Origin of the sequence: Pseudomonas sp. 43mfcvi1.1 (assembly GCF_900115935.1) — a bacterium.
In the GTDB taxonomy this organism is placed as follows: Bacteria; Pseudomonadota; Gammaproteobacteria; order Pseudomonadales; family Pseudomonadaceae; genus Aquipseudomonas; species Aquipseudomonas bijieensis.
Genome location: NZ_UETT01000020.1, coordinates 50,930 through 67,266, shown reverse-complemented (window position 1 = coordinate 67,266; position 16,337 = coordinate 50,930). Strand labels below are relative to the sequence as shown.

The window sequence follows — 16,337 nt, the reverse complement described above, 5'->3', positions numbered from 1 at the left end:
GGCGATCGATGAGTTCGATGAATCTCAAGCATCGCCAGCGAGGCATGGCTCTGCTGGTCAGCCTGGTTTTTCTGTTGCTGCTGACGCTGATCGGCCTGTCGTCGATGCAGAGCGCCACTCTCCAGGAAAAAATGACCAGCAGCGTCATGCTGCGCAACCAGTCCTTCCAGATTGCCGAGGCGGCGTTGAGGGTGGGTGAGAGCGCGGTGCAGGTCGAGACCTATTCACTGGCGGTCTGTACCACCGCGACTCAGTGCGCGCCACCGGCCGAGTCGGCGACCATCATGGCGGCCGGGCGCAATTCATCCTCGGGGGTCCTCTGGGTCGCCGCTGGTGGCGGGTTTTATGGCGTGCAGAACATCGGCACCACGCTCGCAGCGGTCAATGTGCCGGTCAATACTTCGGCGACGCTGTACCGGATCACAGCGGTGGCGGTGGTGGGCAACAACCAGCGCAGCGTGGTGGAGAGCATCTATGCGAAATACTGAGGCTCGCCGAGGCTGGATAGCGATGTTGTGGGGGGTATTGCTCAGCCTTTATCTGGCTGCCCCGGCCTATGCGTTCACGCCTTCGGACTCGCCGTTGCTGAGTGCGGGTGCCGTCACGCCGAACGTGATGCTGCTGATCGATGACTCGGGGAGTATGAACAACATTATCTGGGCGGCGGGGTTTGATCCGACGGCGACGCAACCACCGGTATATATATGCACTGACGACAGAAGCTGCAGCAGCAGCAATAGGGCGCTGCTTGCGGCAAACGATGGGAACGTCTTGCTGGCGAGTCTGTTCCGTGGAGGCTGCTCAAATGGCTGGTATGGCTTCTACCGAGTAGGCTTTGGTCAGGTTTGCCTGCGGCTACCCGATCCTGTGGGTGGCGAGAATACCCGCTACACAACTAGATACTTATCTTATCTAATGACTTTGGCCAACGGTTCGAACCGGGACTTCACCACCGGGACGATTCCCAATGACTATCGAATCAACGTGGCGCGGGATGTGTCCAATGACCTGGTCACCAATAACCGCGCCTTGCGCATTGGTCTCGCCACGTTCAACCCACCCAACAGCGGCAACTCCGGTCCTGGAGGCTACATCGCCCGTTCGGTCAGCGACCTTTCGCCGGTCGGCGGCAGCGTGACCCAGACCCAGGCCAACAGCAACTACACTGCCCTGCTCAATGCGATCAACGGTTTGGGCGCTGTGGCGAATACGCCGCTGGCCGAGAGCTACTACGAAGTCACCCGTTACTTCAGGGGGATGGCGCCGTACTACAACAGCACGCCGACAACCTATACCAGCCCGATCCAGTACCGTTGCCAGAAAAACTTCGGCGTGGTGATCACCGACGGCTTGCCTACCTATGATCGTACGTTTCCCACCAACGACCCGCTGGGAGGGGCCCGCTTGCCGAACTGGGATGGCATCAGCACCAACGATGGTGACAACCCCAGTGGTGACGGCGAGGGCGATACGCTGTACCTGGACGACATCGCCAAGTTCGCCTTCGACATCGACATGCGCTCCACTGGCACCGACGCCACCGGCCAGAGTTGGAACGCGACGGATTTTCCCCGGCAATACCTCAATACCTACACTGTGGGTTTTACCGCCACCAACCAGATGCTGTCCGACGCCGCCCGCTATGGCACAGGCAAGTATTACCAGGCGACCGACAGCGAGGGTTTGAACGATGCCCTGTCATCAGCCCTGAGCGACATCACCTCCAAGGCCGGGTCCGGAGGTGCTGGCACCACCAACGCCGCCACGGTGTCCAGCACCTCCAGTTATTATCAGACCACCTATGACCCCAAGGACTGGCGCGGCACCATCCGGGCGTTCGGTTTCACCGCGGCAGGCACGGTCGACAGAGCCGCGGTGCAATGGACCACCGACACCGCCATCGTGCCCGGTGCCACGGCGCCGATTTATCAGTCGTGGAATACCGCGACCAATGTGCCTGTCACCCTGGCCTACGCTAACTTCTCGCCGGCCCAGCAAACCAGCCTCAGCCAGAACCTGCCCTCGGGGATCACCGGCAACGACCTGGTGGAGTGGAGCAAGGGGGTCAATAAAACCGGCCTGAAAGTACGCAGCGTGTTGCTGGGAGACATCATCAATTCGCCGCTGGTACTGGCATCGCCCAATGAGCAGACCGCAGCGGATTTGCTCAACGACACCAGCTACAGCACTTACCTGACGACCAAGGCGACGAACATGAATACCAGCCTGGTGGTGAACGCCAACGACGGTTTTTTCAGCGTCATCAACAGTGCCAACGGTACCCGGCGTTACGCCTATATGCCGTCGAGCGTGTTGTCATTGTTGCAGGACATTGCCGACACCAACTACGTCAACGGTGTAAGCCACAAGTTTTTAGTGGATGGGCAGGTCGGCGTATTCGATACGCAATCGGGGAGTGCCTGGAAGACAGTGGCGCTGGGCGGTACCGGTGCCGGGGGCAAGACGTTCTATGCGGTCCAGTTGTTCGATGCGACGGCGGGTAATGTATTGCGGGCGTTGTGGGAGATCAGTGCACCGACCGTGGCCAACACTGCCAACGCCTTCAATGACCTGGGCTACGCCTACGCCCGCCCCGAAGTCGCCCGCCTGGCGGACGGGCGCTGGGCTGCGTTCATCTCCAATGGCTACGGCAGCAACAGCGGTGTCGCGGCGTTGTACGTGGTGGACATCCGCGACGGTTCGTTGATCAGGAAAATCGTGATCAACGGCAGCGAAACCGATAATGGCCTGTCGTCGGTCAAGTTGCGGGTCAACTCCCAGAACGTGGTGCAGGCGGCTTACGGTGGCGACTTGAAAGGGCGGATGTGGAAGTTCGACCTCAGTGCTACTTCCCCGACCACATGGGGCGTGGCGTTTTCCGGCCAGCCATTGTTCACTGCGCCCGGTGGCGCGACTCAGCCGATCACCGTTCAACCGCTGCTGGCGGACAACCCGCAGGGCGGTACCCAGGTGTTTTTCGGCACCGGCAAGTTCAACGAAACGGCGGATAAACTCAACAAGGACCTGCAAGGGTTCTACTCGATATGGGACGCCACCGGCGGTGCCGGGCAAATCACCGTGTCGAACCTGCAGGCCCAGTCGATCACGGGGGTGTTCTCAGGCAGTACGGGGCAGTTCGTGACCACCAGCCAGACCGACGTGGCTTATCCTTCGAAAAAGGGCTGGTACCTGCCCTTGGTGTACAACAACGTGCTGACCGGAGAGCGGGTGATCAACCCGGCCAATCTGGTGAGCGGGCGCGTGGTCTTTACCACGGCTGCCGTGGACACCACCGACCCTTGCGCCAGCTTTGGTACCGGCAAACTGATCGAAGTGGATGCGTTCAACGGTAAGATGCTCAACTATGCGGTGCTCGATACCAACGGTGACGGCAAGCTCAACAGCTCTGACACGATTTCCAGCGGGGTGGTCTTCACGGGCGGCATTCCGACCTTGAGCGCCGTGGTTAGCGCCAGTGGGGCTACCAACATGATCGTCAACGATTCCAGCGGCAATATCACCGAGTTGCTGGAAAAATCCGTGGGCGGCAGCCGTCGCATCATGTGGCGGCAAATACAGTGAGAGGCAAGGTATGCGCAGATCCAACCGGGGTTTCACCTTGATCGAAATCATGATCGTGATTGCGATCATCGGTATCGTGATCACCGTCGGCTATCCGAGCCTGACCGAATACATGAAGAAGGGCCGACGCACTGAAATCGCCGGGCTATTGTCGGAGCAGGCGCAGATCCTCGAGCGCTACTACTCGAAGAACAACGTCTACACCAACGCGACCGGCCTGAGCAGCGGTAACGATTTCTACACCATTACCCCGACCCTGGCAGACCAGAGCTTCACCCTGACCGCCGTGCGCAAGAGTGGCTCGTCCATGGCCACGGACAAATGCGGTGACTTCACGATCAACAATACCGGTGTGCGGAGCATGATCAACGCTGCTGCCGGGCTGACCACCAAGGATTGCTGGGGCCGCTGAGTTTCTTTTATTCGGGCGCAGCCTTGCGCCCTCTGTCTTATGAGTCGAATCAGAACATGACCAGGCAACAGCAAGTGGTGATTGTCGGCGGCGGAGTCATTGGCCTGTTGACAGCGTTCAATCTGGCGTCCGAAGGGCAGCGCGTGGTGCTGCTGGACCGCTCCAGTGTCGGCCAGGAATCGTCCTGGGCTGGCGGCGGTATCGTGTCGCCGTTGTATCCATGGCGCTATAGCCCGGCTGTCACGGCGTTGGCCCATTGGTCGCAGGATTTTTATCCACAACTGGGCGAGCGCTTGTTCGCGGCGACCGGGGTCGATCCGCAAGTGCATGTCACCGGATTGTATTGGTTGGACCTGGATGACCAGGAAGAAGCGCTGGCCTGGGCCGAACGGGAAGGGCGTCCGTTGCGGGCTGTGGATATCTCAATTGTCCACGATGCGGTGCCGGTGCTGGGCGCGGGTTTTTCCCGGGCGATCTACATGGCCGACGTGGCCAACGTGCGTAATCCCCGGTTGGTGAAATCCCTCAGGGCTGCATTGTTGGCGCTGCCGAATGTCACGTTGCATGAACACTGTGAAGTCAGCGGGTTCATCCGTGATGGCGGGCGAGTGGTGGGGGTGCACAGTTCGGCCGGTGAAATTCGTGGCGATGAGGTGGTATTGGCCGCCGGTGCCTGGAGTGGCGAGCTGCTCAAGACATTGGGCTTGAAGTTGCCGGTCGAGCCGGTCAAGGGTCAGATGATCTTGTACAAGTGCGCGTCGGATTTTCTGTCGAGCATGGTGCTGGCCAAAGGACGTTATGCGATTCCGCGTCGTGATGGGCATATCCTGGTTGGTAGCACGCTGGAGCGCGAAGGCTTTGACAAGACCCCGACTGATGTTGCGCTGGAGAGTCTGAAGGCTTCGGCGGTGGCACTTATTCCGGAACTGGCCGATGCTGAGGTGGTTGGGCATTGGGCTGGGCTGCGGCCCGGATCGCCCGAAGGCATTCCTTATATCGGCGAGGTGCCTGGGGTGGCGGGGTTGTGGTTGAACTGTGGGCATTATCGCAATGGGTTGGTGTTGGCACCGGCGTCGTGTCGGTTGTTTACGGATTTGATGTTGGGGCTTGAGCCTGTGATTGATCCTGCGCCTTATGCGCCGGCGGGGCGCTTGTAGGGCTCGGCTTTGGCTCGGGAGTTTTGGTGACGAGGCGGCCTTAAAGCCGACCTGTTACTTCCGGCCATATTCAGATCCAACTGTGGGAGCGAGCTTGCTCGCGATGGCGGCCTGACAATCGGCCAGGATGTTGTTGACCGGGTACATATCCGTTGCTGCGGTAACGGCTACTTATGGTTCCGCTCTTACAGCGGGTCACTTTCGAAAAGCGCGAAAGTAACCAAAGCGCTCATGCCCCACCACTCGGTGCCTCGCCTAGGCTCGGCATGCCCGAACGAAGGCATTGCTCCGTGGGCCGCCGCGAAGGGCCATCCATGGCCCAGCGCGGCTACCTCGGCATCCATGCCGAGGTGCCCACTGCGCAATACCTTCGTTCGGCCATCGTGGTTAACGGGGCGCCAAAATCTACGTCCACCGCGAGGCGGCCTGACAGCCGGCCTGGCTCTCCCGGTCGTACACCTGTCAGATTTGTGGGAGCAAAGCTTGCTCGCGAGGCGGCCTGACAGCCGACCTAGTTCTTCCGGCCGTACACCGATCCAGTTGTGGGAGCGAGCCTGCTCGCGAAGACGGCGGCACATCCAACGCTGATGCAAGCAGATCCACTGCTATCGCGAGCAGGCTCGCTCCCACAGGAGAAACGCGGTCTTACCAAGAGTCAGGTCGGCTATCGGGCACACCGAGCCTAGGCGAGGTGCCGAGTGGTGGGGCATGTAGCGTTTTGGTTACTTTTGCGCTTTTTTCAAAAGTGACCCGCTGTTGAGCGGAACCCTAAGCAGCCGTTACCGCAGAAACGGATATACACCCCGCCCTCACAGCCAACCAGGCTTTGTGGGAATGGTCGGACAAGATCCTGATTCGAGCCGAATTTTCCGACGAGCTCTGGCGGTTGCCGGGTGGGAAGAACTCTGGCTAACCTTTTCCCGTCGCTGCCAATTCAGCGTCCGGGTGTCGCGGCCCGAAAAACTTGGTAATCCATTCCCTCTTTGGAGTACCGCAATGAGTGACAAACCCCTACCACCTTCAGAAACCAATAACACTTCTCCTGACTCCAGCCTTAATCCAAAAGGGCTTGATGAAGCCGCCAAACGCGCCCTCGACTATTACCTCGGCCCAAAACCCGAAGCCAAAAAGAAACCAACCTCAAACCAGTTATTCACTGTAGTGGACGGCATCGACACCGAATGCCTCCTCACCAACCTCAGCGAAACCCTGGCCTGCGCCAATGCAACGATCAGCGACCTGGCCTTCGAACTTGAAGGCTCGCGGCGACATATAGCCTTGGGGGTACAGCAATTGATTGAGTTGAGTGAGTTATTGGCCAATCGTGTTCTGGACGAGCGGGTACCTCTGCCGGAGGGCTAGAGAGCGGCGTTACAGAGGGTGAACGCCGAACCTGTGGCGAGAGAGCTTGCTCCCGCTGGGACCTGAGATCTCGGAGTGTGAGGTTGATTGAGTCGCTGCTTTGGGGCTGCTTCGCAGCCCAACGGGGATAAATCCCCTCGCCACAGAGGCAGGCGCGGGCTTCGAAACCGCGGCTCAATCCAACCCCAACTTCTTCAACCGATACCGCATCGACCGAAACGACAACTTCAACCGCTGCGCCGCCGCCGTGCGGTTCCAGCGGGTTTGCTCCAGGGCCTGGAGGATGAGCTTGCGCTCGACGTCTTCCAGGTAATCCTCCAGGTTGTCGACCTGCATCAAATCGGGATTGCCCGCCTCAGTAGTACTATTACCCTCGGCCAGGCGCAGGTCGTCGGCTTCGATCTGTTGCTGTTCGCAAAGGGTGTAGGCACGTTCAAGCATGTTCTCCAGTTCCCGCACGTTGCCCGGGAAGCGGTAATTCCTGAGAGCGTCCAACGCCTGGGGATGCAACTTGGCCGGTGGACTACCGGTGTTGGCCGCCAGACGCTGGAGCATGTGATTGGCCAGCGGTTCGATGTCTTCGCGACGTTCGCGCAAGGGCGGGACGCGCAGTTCGATGACATTTAGCCGGTAATACAAATCCTGGCGAAAGCGCCCGACGGCGACTTCGGCATCCAGGTCCTTGTGGGTGGCGCAGAGGATTCGCACATCCACCACTTCTTCCTGTTGGCCGCCAACAGCGCGCACGGCCTTTTCCTGGATCGCCCGCAGTAGCTTGACCTGCATGGCCAGGGGCAGGTCGGCCACTTCATCGAGGAATAAGGTCCCGCCGTGGGCGGCCTGGAACAGCCCGGGCTTGTCTTCGATGGCGCCGCTGAAGCTGCCTTTTCGATGGCCAAAAAACTCGCTTTCCATCAGCTCAGTGGGAATCGCCCCACAGTTGACTGGCACAAAACCCTGGTTGGAACGGGGCCCCTGTTCGTGGATCAGCCGGGCGACCAGTTCCTTGCCGCAGCCCGATTCCCCGCTGATGTACACCGGTGCCTGGCTGCGAGCGAGTTTTTCGATCTGTTTGCGCACATTGCGCATCGGCGGGGAGTCACCCAGCAGGCAACGCTCGATAGTGCTTGCCGGAAGAGCGACCGGCGGCAGGCGCAGGGCGCTGCTGACCAGCTCCCGCAACCGACCCAGGTCGACCGGCTTGGTCAGGAAGTCGAAGGCGCCGGCCTTGAGGGCGTCGATGGCGGTTTCCAGGCTGCCGTAGGCAGTGATCATCGCCACAGGCAGTTGCGGGTAGCGCTGCTGGATGTGCTGCACCAGTTCCAGGCCGGTGCCATCGGGCAGGCGCATGTCGGTCAGGCACAGGTCGAAGGTATCCCCCGCCAGCAGGCTTTGGGCCTCGGCCAGGTTCTTGGCGCTGCGGGTGTCGAGTTTCATCCGGCCCAGGGTAATGTCCAGGAGTTCGCGGATGTCCGGTTCGTCGTCGACGATCAGGATTCGTTGCCGTGAGCGAATATTCAAATCTGTTTCCGTCCGTGAGCAAAGGTGATGCGAAAGCAGCCGCCGCCTTGGCGTGGTTTGAAGTCTAGGCGGGCCTGGTTGCTTTCGCACAGCTCACGGGACAGATAGAGCCCAAGGCCGGTGCCCTGGCTGCTGGTGGTAAAGAAGGGCTCGAACAAGTGCGCTTGCTGTTCTGGAGTCACGCCGGGGCCGTTGTCGATGATGTCCAGTGTGGACAGCTGGCTGTGGGGATCGATGAACAGTTTCAGCCAGGCCTCGGCCTGTTCGTGGGCCATTGCGCTGTGGCGCCAGGCGTTGCGCAGCAGGTTGTCGAGTACCTGGGTCAACTGGTCGGGGTCCATCAGCGTGGTGTAGTCGCCCGGATCGATGCTCAGGTGCAATTGCTGGTGCTCGGCCATGCTTTCGTGGGCCTGTCGGACGAACTGTTCGAGCCAGGTCCGCAGATCGAGGCGTTGGGGTGTGGTTTGCTGGCGGCGAGACAGTTGCAGGACGTTTTCAATGACGCGATTCATTCGTTGAGAGTGATCTTGAATAATCTGCGTCAGACGCCGATCCGCGTCGTTCAGTTCCTCGGATTCGCGCAGCAATTGCGCCGCGTGGCTGATGGCGCCCAGGGGGTTGCGGATTTCGTGGGCGATGCCGGCCGTCAGGCGTCCGAGGGAGGCTAGCTTGAGTTGTTGGGCCTGCTGCGCAACCTGGGCCAGGTCTTCGAGGAAGACCAGGATCTGATGTTGCTCGTTGTGGCCCAGGGCGATGAAGCTCGGTTGCAGTGCCAGGCCCGTGCCGCTGATGGTCAGGCTCTGTGCGCGCAGGCTAGGGTTGTTCAGCCACAGTTGCAGACGTTCGACCAGGGCGACGGAGTAGTCATCGATCCGCTGGCCGACCAGGTCGTGCATGCCCAGCAGGTTCAAGGCGCTTTCGTTGGCCAGTTGTACCCGACGTTCGCGGTCCAGCACCAGGATGCCGGTGCGCATGCGTTGCAGGATCAGCGCGTTGAGTGCTTCGAGGCCGATCACTTCGCTGGCCCGTTGCTCAGCCAGGGTTTCGCTGGCTTCCAGTCGTCGGGTCAGGCCTTGTACCAGCAGGGCGGCGGCGAAGCACAGTGCCCCCAGGGTCCCGGCTTGCAGGTAGCTGCTGGGGCGGTTCGAGTCGCTCAGGCCGAGGAAGAAAGTCGAGCCGACGATACCGATCGTGGCGACAGCGGCGATCAACAGGCCGACTCGGCCTCGCAATAGCGTATTGCCGATGGCTACCGAGACGATGAGCAGGTTGCCGATGGCGCTGGGCACACCGCCTGCGGCGAAGAACAGCCACGAAAGCAGCAGTACGTCGGTGAGGGCCAGGCCGAACAGCCGGGCAGGGCGGCGAGTGTTTTCAAGGAACACTACAAGCAGGATGTTCAGCACCAGATACAACCAACTGCCGCTGCGCAGCAGGTCGTCGTTGGCGAACTCCAGCAGGCGATTGTCCAGTTTGCTGGAGATCAGCAGCACCAGGGTGATGCCGATGCTCAGGCGGTACAGGTGATAGAGACGCAGCAGACGCTGCGTCTGTTTTTCGCGCGGGCTTGAGGTCTCAGCGCTCACGAGTGCCCGGGCCTTGCTCGAGGTGAGCCTGGCTGCAATACCATTGTTGTTCGAGGGCCAGTGCCCGGTCGCGAGGCAGGTGTACGCCGCAATGAGCGCAACGGACCATGGGGGGAGCGTCCTGCTCGCGGGGTGCCTGCGATGGGGAAGAGGTGCTCTTGAGCTTGCGCCAGAACCATACCGCGGCGGCAATCAGGGCGATCCAGAACAGTAAACGAAGCATGATGGGCGGCTTTTTGGCTAATGATCCGGCAGTTTAGCCAAGGACAGGAACGGCGCACAGCGCAATAAAAGCCAGGTACAAAAAAGGGAGACCGTCGGGTCTCCCTTTTTGCTGATGCCCCTGTCTCAGTCGAACAGGCCGAAGGTCAGGTGGCTGAACCAGGAGCGGTCGCTGGACTCGTTCTCAGGCTCTTCTTCTTCGATCACGTCGCCATTTTCATCCTTGGGCTTGAGTTCGTTCGGGATGGCTTCCTTGGCATCCTGGAATTGGCGTTGCACGTCCTGGTTGGCGCGCGTCTCTCCCGGCGGCAGCGGCGGACGCGACTCGATCAGGCCCAGGGTCGCCTTGCTCAGCCACGAACGGTTGTCCGCTTCGTCGACCCGCGGGGTGAACTGGCCATCGACCAGGGATGGGTGATCCGGGTAGTTCAGCTTGAGGGTTTCCAGGCTGGTGGCCGCCAGGTCGTCCAGGTGCAGGCGCTGGTAGGCTTCGGTCATCACGGCCAGGCCGTCGCCCACCGATGGGGTTTCCTGGAAGTTTTCCACCACGTAGCGACCGCGGTTGGCAGCGGCGACGTAGGCCTGACGAGTCAGGTAGTAGTCGGCTACGTGGATTTCGTAGGACGCCAGCAGGTTGCGCAGGTAGATCATGCGCTGCTTGGCGTCCGGCGAGTAGCGGCTATTGGGGAAGCGGCTGGTCAGCTGGGCGAACTCATTGTAGGAGTCGCGCGCGGCGCCCGGGTCACGCTTGGTCATGTCCAGCGGCAGGAAACGCGCCAGCAGGCCGACGTCCTGGTCGAAGGAGGTCAGGCCCTTGAGGTAATAGGCGTAATCGACATTCGGGTGCTGCGGGTGCAGGCGAATGAAGCGCTCGGCAGCGGATTTGGCGGCTTCCGGCTCGGCGTTCTTGTAGTTGGCGTAGATCAGTTCCAATTGGGCCTGATCGGCGTAGCGACCGAACGGATACCGCGACTCCAGGGCCTTGAGCTTGGCGGTGGCGCTGGTATAGCTGTTGTTATCCAGGTCGTTCTGCGCCTGTTGGTACAGTTCGACTTCGCTCAGGTTTTCGTCTACGACTTCCTTCGACGAGCAAGCAGCAGTCAATGCGAGGATGGCGATCAGCAGCAGGTGTTTCACTTGCATGGCGGCTTGCGTCCCTATGACGGCCGCTGTCTTGGGCGGGGCCGTCCTGTTATGATGAGCGCCCCGTTGAAAAGCCTCGGGGCAAAAGACGCCGTATTTAACCACAAGCGCGCAGCCGAAACCAAAGGCTGTGCCGACGCCCAGTCCGAGCATGTCCGATAAAATAGAACTTCGCGCAGAGGTGCCGTCCGAATTGGGCGGCCAACGCCTCGATCAAGTCGCCGCACAACTCTTCGCCGAGCACTCGCGCTCGCGCCTTTCCGCCTGGATCAAGGACGGCCGCCTGACTGTGGATGGGGCGGTGATCCGCCCGCGCGACATCGTCCACGGCGGTGCCATCCTCGAGCTGACCGCCGAGCAGGAGGCCCAGGGAGAATGGGTCGCCCAGGACATCGCCCTGAACATCGTCTATGAAGACGACGACATCCTGGTGATCAACAAGCCGGCGGGCCTGGTGGTGCACCCGGCTGCCGGTCATGCCGACGGGACGTTGCTCAATGCCTTGCTGCACCATGTACCGGACATCATCAATGTGCCGCGTGCCGGCATCGTGCATCGCCTGGACAAGGACACCACCGGTCTGATGGTGGTGGCCAAGACCATCCAGGCGCAGACACAACTGGTCACTCAGTTGCAAAGCCGCAGCGTCAGCCGTATCTATGAGTGCATCGTGATCGGCGTGGTCACCGCCGGTGGCAAGATCAACGCACCGATTGGCCGTCACGGCCAGCAGCGCCAGCGCATGGCGGTGATGGAGGGCGGCAAGCAGGCGGTCAGCCATTATCGTGTGCTTGAACGCTTCCGTTCCCACACGCATGTGCGGGTCAAGCTGGAAACCGGGCGTACCCACCAGATCCGTGTGCACATGGCCCACATCAACTTTCCGTTGGTGGGTGACCCGGCCTACGGCGGTCGCTTCCGCATTCCGCCAGCCGCCAGCCAGACCATGGTCGAATCGCTGAAGAATTTCCCGCGCCAGGCGCTGCACGCGCGTTTCCTGGAGTTGGATCATCCGACGACCGGCAAGCGCATGAGCTGGGAGTCGCCGTTGCCGGATGACTTCGTCTGGCTGCTGACGTTGCTCAAGCAGGACCGCGAGGCGTTCGTCGGATGAGTGACTGGCTGATACCCGACTGGCCTGCGCCGGCCCGGGTCAAGGCCTGCGTCACCACCCGAGGGGGCGGCGCCAGCCTGGCGCCGTTCGACAGCCTCAACCTGGGCGATCATGTGGGCGACGACCCCACGGCTGTCGCCGAAAACCGCCGTCGTCTCACCGATCAGTTCGCCATCACCCCGGCCTGGCTGCAGCAGGTCCACGGCATTGCCGTGGTCGAGGCTGACCCCACCCAGGTAGCGACCGCCGATGCCAGTTGGACCGACACACCGGGTATCGCCTGCGCGTCAATGACGGCGGACTGCCTGCCCGTACTGTTCTGCAACCGTGCCGGCACCCGCGTCGCAGCGGCCCATGCCGGTTGGCGCGGACTGGCCAACGGTGTGCTGGAGGCCACCCTCGACAGCCTTGCCGTGCCTGCGGATGAAATCCTCGCCTGGCTCGGCCCGGCCATTGGTCCGCAAGCGTTTGAAGTTGGGCCGGAGGTGCGTGAAGCCTTCATCGCGCAACTGCCCCTGGCGAGCCAAGCCTTCGCTGCGAGCCCCAACGCCGGCAAGTTCCTGGCCGATATCTACCAACTGGCCCGGCTGCGCCTGGCCGCGCGCGGGGTCACGGCCGTCTACGGTGGCGGTCTCTGCACCGTGACCGATCCTCGTTTCTTTTCCTACCGCCGCAATCCGCGCACCGGTCGCTTCGCCTCGCTGGTCTGGATCGAACGCTAGACTTCTCTGATCTGTATCAAGGCTGCGCTGCTTGAAACTTCCAGAATCGACCACATCTATAAGGGTATCTGGCAGGTTTCTTCATTCAGGATGTGTTTAGGTCCGGCCTGCTCAAAAGGAAGGTGACCCATGCGTATTGATCGTTTAACCAGCAAATTACAGTTGGCCCTGTCCGATGCCCAGTCCCTGGCCGTCGGCCTGGACCATCCCGGTATCGAACCGGCGCATTTGATGCAAGCCATGCTCGAACAGCAGGGCGGTTCCATCAAGCCCCTGCTGATGCAGGTCGGCTTTGACGTCAACAGCCTGCGCAAAGAACTGGCGAAAGAACTCGACCAGTTACCCAAGATCCAGAATCCGACCGGTGACGTGAACATGTCCCAGGACCTGGCGCGGCTGCTCAACCAGGCCGATCGCCTGGCCCAGCAGAAGGGCGACCAGTTCATTTCCAGCGAGCTGGTGCTGCTCGCCGCCATGGATGAAAACAGCAAGCTCGGCAAACTCCTGCTTGGCCAGGGCGTGAGCAAGAAAGCCCTGGAAAATGCCATCAACAACCTGCGTGGCGGCGAAGCGGTCAACGACGCCAACCACGAAGAGTCGCGCCAGGCGCTGGATAAATACACCGTCGACCTGACCAAGCGTGCCGAAGAAGGCAAGCTCGACCCGGTGATCGGCCGTGACGACGAGATCCGCCGCACGATCCAGGTGCTGCAACGCCGCACCAAGAACAACCCGGTGCTGATCGGTGAGCCAGGCGTGGGTAAAACCGCCATCGCCGAAGGCCTGGCCCAGCGCATCATCAACGGCGAAGTGCCGGATGGCCTCAAGGGTAAGCGGCTGTTGTCCCTGGATATGGGGGCCTTGATCGCCGGCGCCAAATACCGTGGTGAATTCGAAGAGCGGCTCAAGGCGCTGCTCAATGAGCTGTCCAAGCAGGAAGGACAGATCATCCTGTTCATCGATGAACTGCACACCATGGTCGGTGCGGGCAAGGGTGAAGGCTCGATGGACGCCGGCAACATGCTCAAGCCAGCGTTGGCTCGTGGCGAGCTGCACTGCGTCGGCGCGACCACGCTCAACGAGTACCGCCAATATATAGAGAAAGACGCGGCCCTTGAGCGGCGCTTCCAGAAAGTACTGGTGGAGGAGCCGAGCGAAGAGGACACCATCGCTATCCTGCGCGGCCTTAAAGAACGCTATGAAGTTCACCACAAGGTGGCGATTACCGATGGCGCGATCATCGCGGCGGCCAAGCTCAGCCACCGCTACATCACCGACCGCCAATTGCCGGACAAGGCCATCGACCTGATCGACGAGGCGGCCAGCCGCATCCGCATGGAAATCGACTCCAAGCCTGAAGTGCTGGATCGGTTGGAGCGGCGCCTGATTCAACTCAAGGTCGAGTCCCAGGCCCTGAAGAAAGAAAGCGACGAAGCGGCGAAGAAGCGTCTGGAAAGGCTGCAGGAAGAAATCGTTCGCCATGAGCGCGAGTATTCCGACCTCGAGGAAATCTGGAACTCGGAGAAAGCCGAAGTCCAGGGCTCGGCGCAGATTCAGCAAAAGATCGAACAGTCCCGCCAGGAGCTGGAAGCGGCGCGCCGTAAAGGCGACCTCAATCGCATGGCCGAGCTGCAGTACGGGGTGATCCCGGACCTGGAGCGCAGCCTGCAGATGGTCGACCAGCACGGCAAGAGCGAAAACCAGTTGCTGCGCAGCAAGGTCACCGAGGAAGAAATCGCCGAAGTGGTCTCCAAGTGGACCGGTATTCCGGTGTCGAAAATGCTCGAAGGCGAGCGTGACAAGCTGCTGAAGATGGAAAGCCTGCTGCACCAGCGTGTGATTGGTCAGGAAGAAGCGGTGGTGGCGGTGTCCAACGCCGTGCGCCGTTCCCGCGCCGGGCTGTCGGATCCTAACCGGCCGAGTGGTTCGTTCATGTTCCTCGGCCCTACCGGTGTCGGTAAGACTGAATTGTGCAAGGCGTTGGCCGAGTTCCTCTTCGATACGGAAGAGGCCATGGTGCGCATCGACATGTCCGAGTTCATGGAGAAACATTCCGTGGCACGGTTGATCGGTGCGCCACCAGGTTATGTCGGCTATGAAGAGGGTGGCTACCTGACCGAGGCTGTGCGGCGCAAACCGTACTCGGTGATCCTGCTCGATGAAGTCGAGAAGGCGCACCCGGATGTGTTCAACATCCTGCTGCAAGTGCTGGAGGATGGTCGCTTGACCGACAGCCACGGGCGCACGGTGGATTTCCGTAACACGGTGATCGTGATGACCTCCAACCTGGGCTCGACGCAGATCCAGGAACTGGTGGGTGACCGCGAGGCGCAGCGCGCTGCGGTGATGGATGCGATCTCTACCCACTTCCGGCCAGAGTTCATCAACCGGGTCGACGAAGTGGTGATCTTCGAGCCGTTGGCCCGCGATCAGATTGCCGGCATTACCGAGATCCAGTTGGGTCGCCTGCGCAGCCGTCTTACCGAGCGTGAGCTGAAACTGCAGTTGAGCGATGAGGCGTTGGACAAGTTGATTGCCGTGGGTTACGACCCGGTCTATGGCGCACGGCCGCTGAAGCGGGCGATCCAGCGCTGGATCGAAAACCCGCTGGCGCAGTTGATCCTGTCGGGTCGCTTCATGCCGGGTGAAACCGTGACCGGTACGGTGGAGAACGACGAAATCGTCTTCAACTGAAAGCCGGCATTGCCTGCAATTGGAATGGCCTCGCTTTGCGAGGCCATTTTTTTCATCAGGCCGTTGAACTCAAAGGAAAAGGCTTGTAAAGTGCGCCCCGCAGTCAGTCACCCCAAGGACGACTTCTCACTGAGAAGGAATCCAAAATAAGTTGCAAATCATTGTCTTGAAAGCAATTTAAGGGGTTGACAGAGGTTTTGAAGATTGTAGAATAGCGCGCCTCAGACACACGAACGCAGCGATGCGTAAGGGTAGAAGAGGTTGAAGCTAGCTTCAACGTTGTAACTTGAAATATCAGTTCCGTGATAGCTCAGTCGGTAGAGCAAATGACTGTTAATCATTGGGTCCCAGGTTCGAGTCCTGGTCACGGAGCCATTTCAATCGGGGTATAGCGCAGTCCGGTAGCGCGCCTGCTTTGGGAGCAGGATGTCAGGAGTTCGAATCCCCTTACCCCGACCATATTTGGGTCGTTAGCTCAGTTGGTAGAGCAGTTGGCTTTTAACCAATTGGTCGTAGGTTCGAATCCCACACGACCCACCATTTTTGAAACCAGTTCGCTGGAATCGAATCTTAAGATCAGAGGCCAAAAGCGCTGATCGAGAAGGCGACTTGCGAAGGTCGCCTTTTTTTTACCGGGGTATAGCGCAGTCCGGTAGCGCGCCTGCTTTGGGAGCAGGATGTCAGGAGTTCGAATCCCCTTACCCCGACCATATTGAAAATCCTCGTATCGAAAGATACGGGGATTTTTTTTGCCTGTGATAAAGCAGATAGCCTTAAGTCATCGTACAACCTGCCGATAACCCACCGACAGGGGCATGGCCC

At 60.4% G+C, this 16,337-nt stretch carries 12 protein-coding genes and 4 tRNA genes; 12 read left to right on the top strand and 4 right to left on the bottom strand.

Annotated features, from left to right (window positions below):
• The first annotated feature begins 17 nt into the window (after positions 1-17).
• The 5 genes from DTP52_RS28685 to DTP52_RS28665 all read left to right on the top strand — a co-directional run bounded on the left by DTP52_RS28685 (position 18) and on the right by DTP52_RS28665 (position 6,513).
• Positions 18-488 carry a PilX N-terminal domain-containing pilus assembly protein gene (locus DTP52_RS28685; RefSeq protein WP_109756405.1) on the top strand — a complete coding sequence of 157 codons (471 nt, stop codon included), beginning with the start codon at positions 18-20 and terminating at the stop codon, positions 486-488.
• Entirely contained in the window at positions 475-3,582 is a 3,108-nt protein-coding gene (locus DTP52_RS28680; RefSeq protein ID WP_109756377.1) for a pilus assembly protein, read from the top strand. The genes DTP52_RS28685 and DTP52_RS28680 overlap by 14 nt, the downstream gene beginning before the upstream one ends.
• A gap of 10 nt (positions 3,583-3,592) precedes the next feature.
• Positions 3,593-3,994 (top strand): type IV pilin protein, encoded by a 402-nt coding sequence (locus DTP52_RS28675; protein WP_109756376.1) that lies wholly within the window; start codon positions 3,593-3,595, stop codon positions 3,992-3,994.
• Positions 3,995-4,050: 56 nt separating this feature from the next.
• Positions 4,051-5,151: a glycine oxidase ThiO gene (gene thiO / locus DTP52_RS28670; RefSeq protein ID WP_109756375.1), complete on the top strand. Its 1,101-nt coding sequence runs from the start codon at positions 4,051-4,053 to the stop codon at positions 5,149-5,151.
• Between the two features lie 996 nt (positions 5,152-6,147).
• Positions 6,148-6,513, top strand: a complete 366-nt coding sequence (locus tag DTP52_RS28665) for a DUF6124 family protein (protein WP_109756374.1) — start codon at positions 6,148-6,150, stop codon at positions 6,511-6,513.
• A gap of 174 nt (positions 6,514-6,687) precedes the next feature.
• Here the strand turns inward: DTP52_RS28665 and DTP52_RS28660 are convergent, their stop codons facing one another.
• The 4 genes from DTP52_RS28660 to DTP52_RS28645 form a co-directional block, all read right to left on the bottom strand.
• The gene (locus DTP52_RS28660) at positions 6,688-8,034 is read right to left on the bottom strand and encodes a sigma-54 dependent transcriptional regulator (protein ID WP_109756373.1); all 1,347 of its coding nucleotides are present in this window, start codon (positions 8,032-8,034) and stop codon (positions 6,688-6,690) included.
• A complete protein-coding gene (locus DTP52_RS28655) occupies positions 8,031-9,620 on the bottom strand; it encodes a nitrogen regulation protein NR(II) (protein WP_109756372.1) in 1,590 nt (529 codons plus the stop codon). Before DTP52_RS28655 ends, DTP52_RS28660 begins: the two co-directional genes overlap by 4 nt.
• A complete protein-coding gene (locus DTP52_RS28650) occupies positions 9,610-9,843 on the bottom strand; it encodes a PP0621 family protein (RefSeq protein ID WP_109756371.1) in 234 nt (77 codons plus the stop codon). The genes DTP52_RS28655 and DTP52_RS28650 overlap by 11 nt, the downstream gene beginning before the upstream one ends.
• A gap of 125 nt (positions 9,844-9,968) precedes the next feature.
• Positions 9,969-10,985 (bottom strand): outer membrane protein assembly factor BamD, encoded by a 1,017-nt coding sequence (locus tag DTP52_RS28645; protein WP_092204245.1) that lies wholly within the window; start codon positions 10,983-10,985, stop codon positions 9,969-9,971.
• Positions 10,986-11,136: 151 nt separating this feature from the next.
• On the opposite strand from DTP52_RS28645, the gene rluD reads away from it, so the two are divergent.
• The 7 genes from rluD to DTP52_RS28610 all read left to right on the top strand — a co-directional run bounded on the left by rluD (position 11,137) and on the right by DTP52_RS28610 (position 16,225).
• A complete protein-coding gene (rluD, locus tag DTP52_RS28640) occupies positions 11,137-12,099 on the top strand; it encodes a 23S rRNA pseudouridine(1911/1915/1917) synthase RluD (RefSeq protein WP_109756370.1) in 963 nt (320 codons plus the stop codon).
• The gene (pgeF, locus tag DTP52_RS28635) at positions 12,096-12,821 is read left to right on the top strand and encodes a peptidoglycan editing factor PgeF (RefSeq protein ID WP_109756369.1); all 726 of its coding nucleotides are present in this window, start codon (positions 12,096-12,098) and stop codon (positions 12,819-12,821) included. Before rluD ends, pgeF begins: the two co-directional genes overlap by 4 nt.
• A gap of 129 nt (positions 12,822-12,950) precedes the next feature.
• Complete coding sequence (clpB, locus tag DTP52_RS28630) at positions 12,951-15,515, top strand: ATP-dependent chaperone ClpB (protein WP_053125348.1); 2,565 nt, start codon at positions 12,951-12,953, stop codon at positions 15,513-15,515.
• Positions 15,516-15,814: 299 nt separating this feature from the next.
• Positions 15,815-15,890 (top strand) — tRNA-Asn (locus DTP52_RS28625).
• Positions 15,891-15,897: 7 nt separating this feature from the next.
• Positions 15,898-15,974: transfer RNA gene (locus tag DTP52_RS28620), tRNA-Pro, on the top strand.
• 5 nt (positions 15,975-15,979) lie between these two features.
• A tRNA-Lys gene (locus DTP52_RS28615) sits at positions 15,980-16,055 on the top strand.
• A gap of 93 nt (positions 16,056-16,148) precedes the next feature.
• Positions 16,149-16,225, top strand: a tRNA-Pro gene (locus DTP52_RS28610).
• The last annotated feature ends 112 nt before the right edge of the window (positions 16,226-16,337 follow it).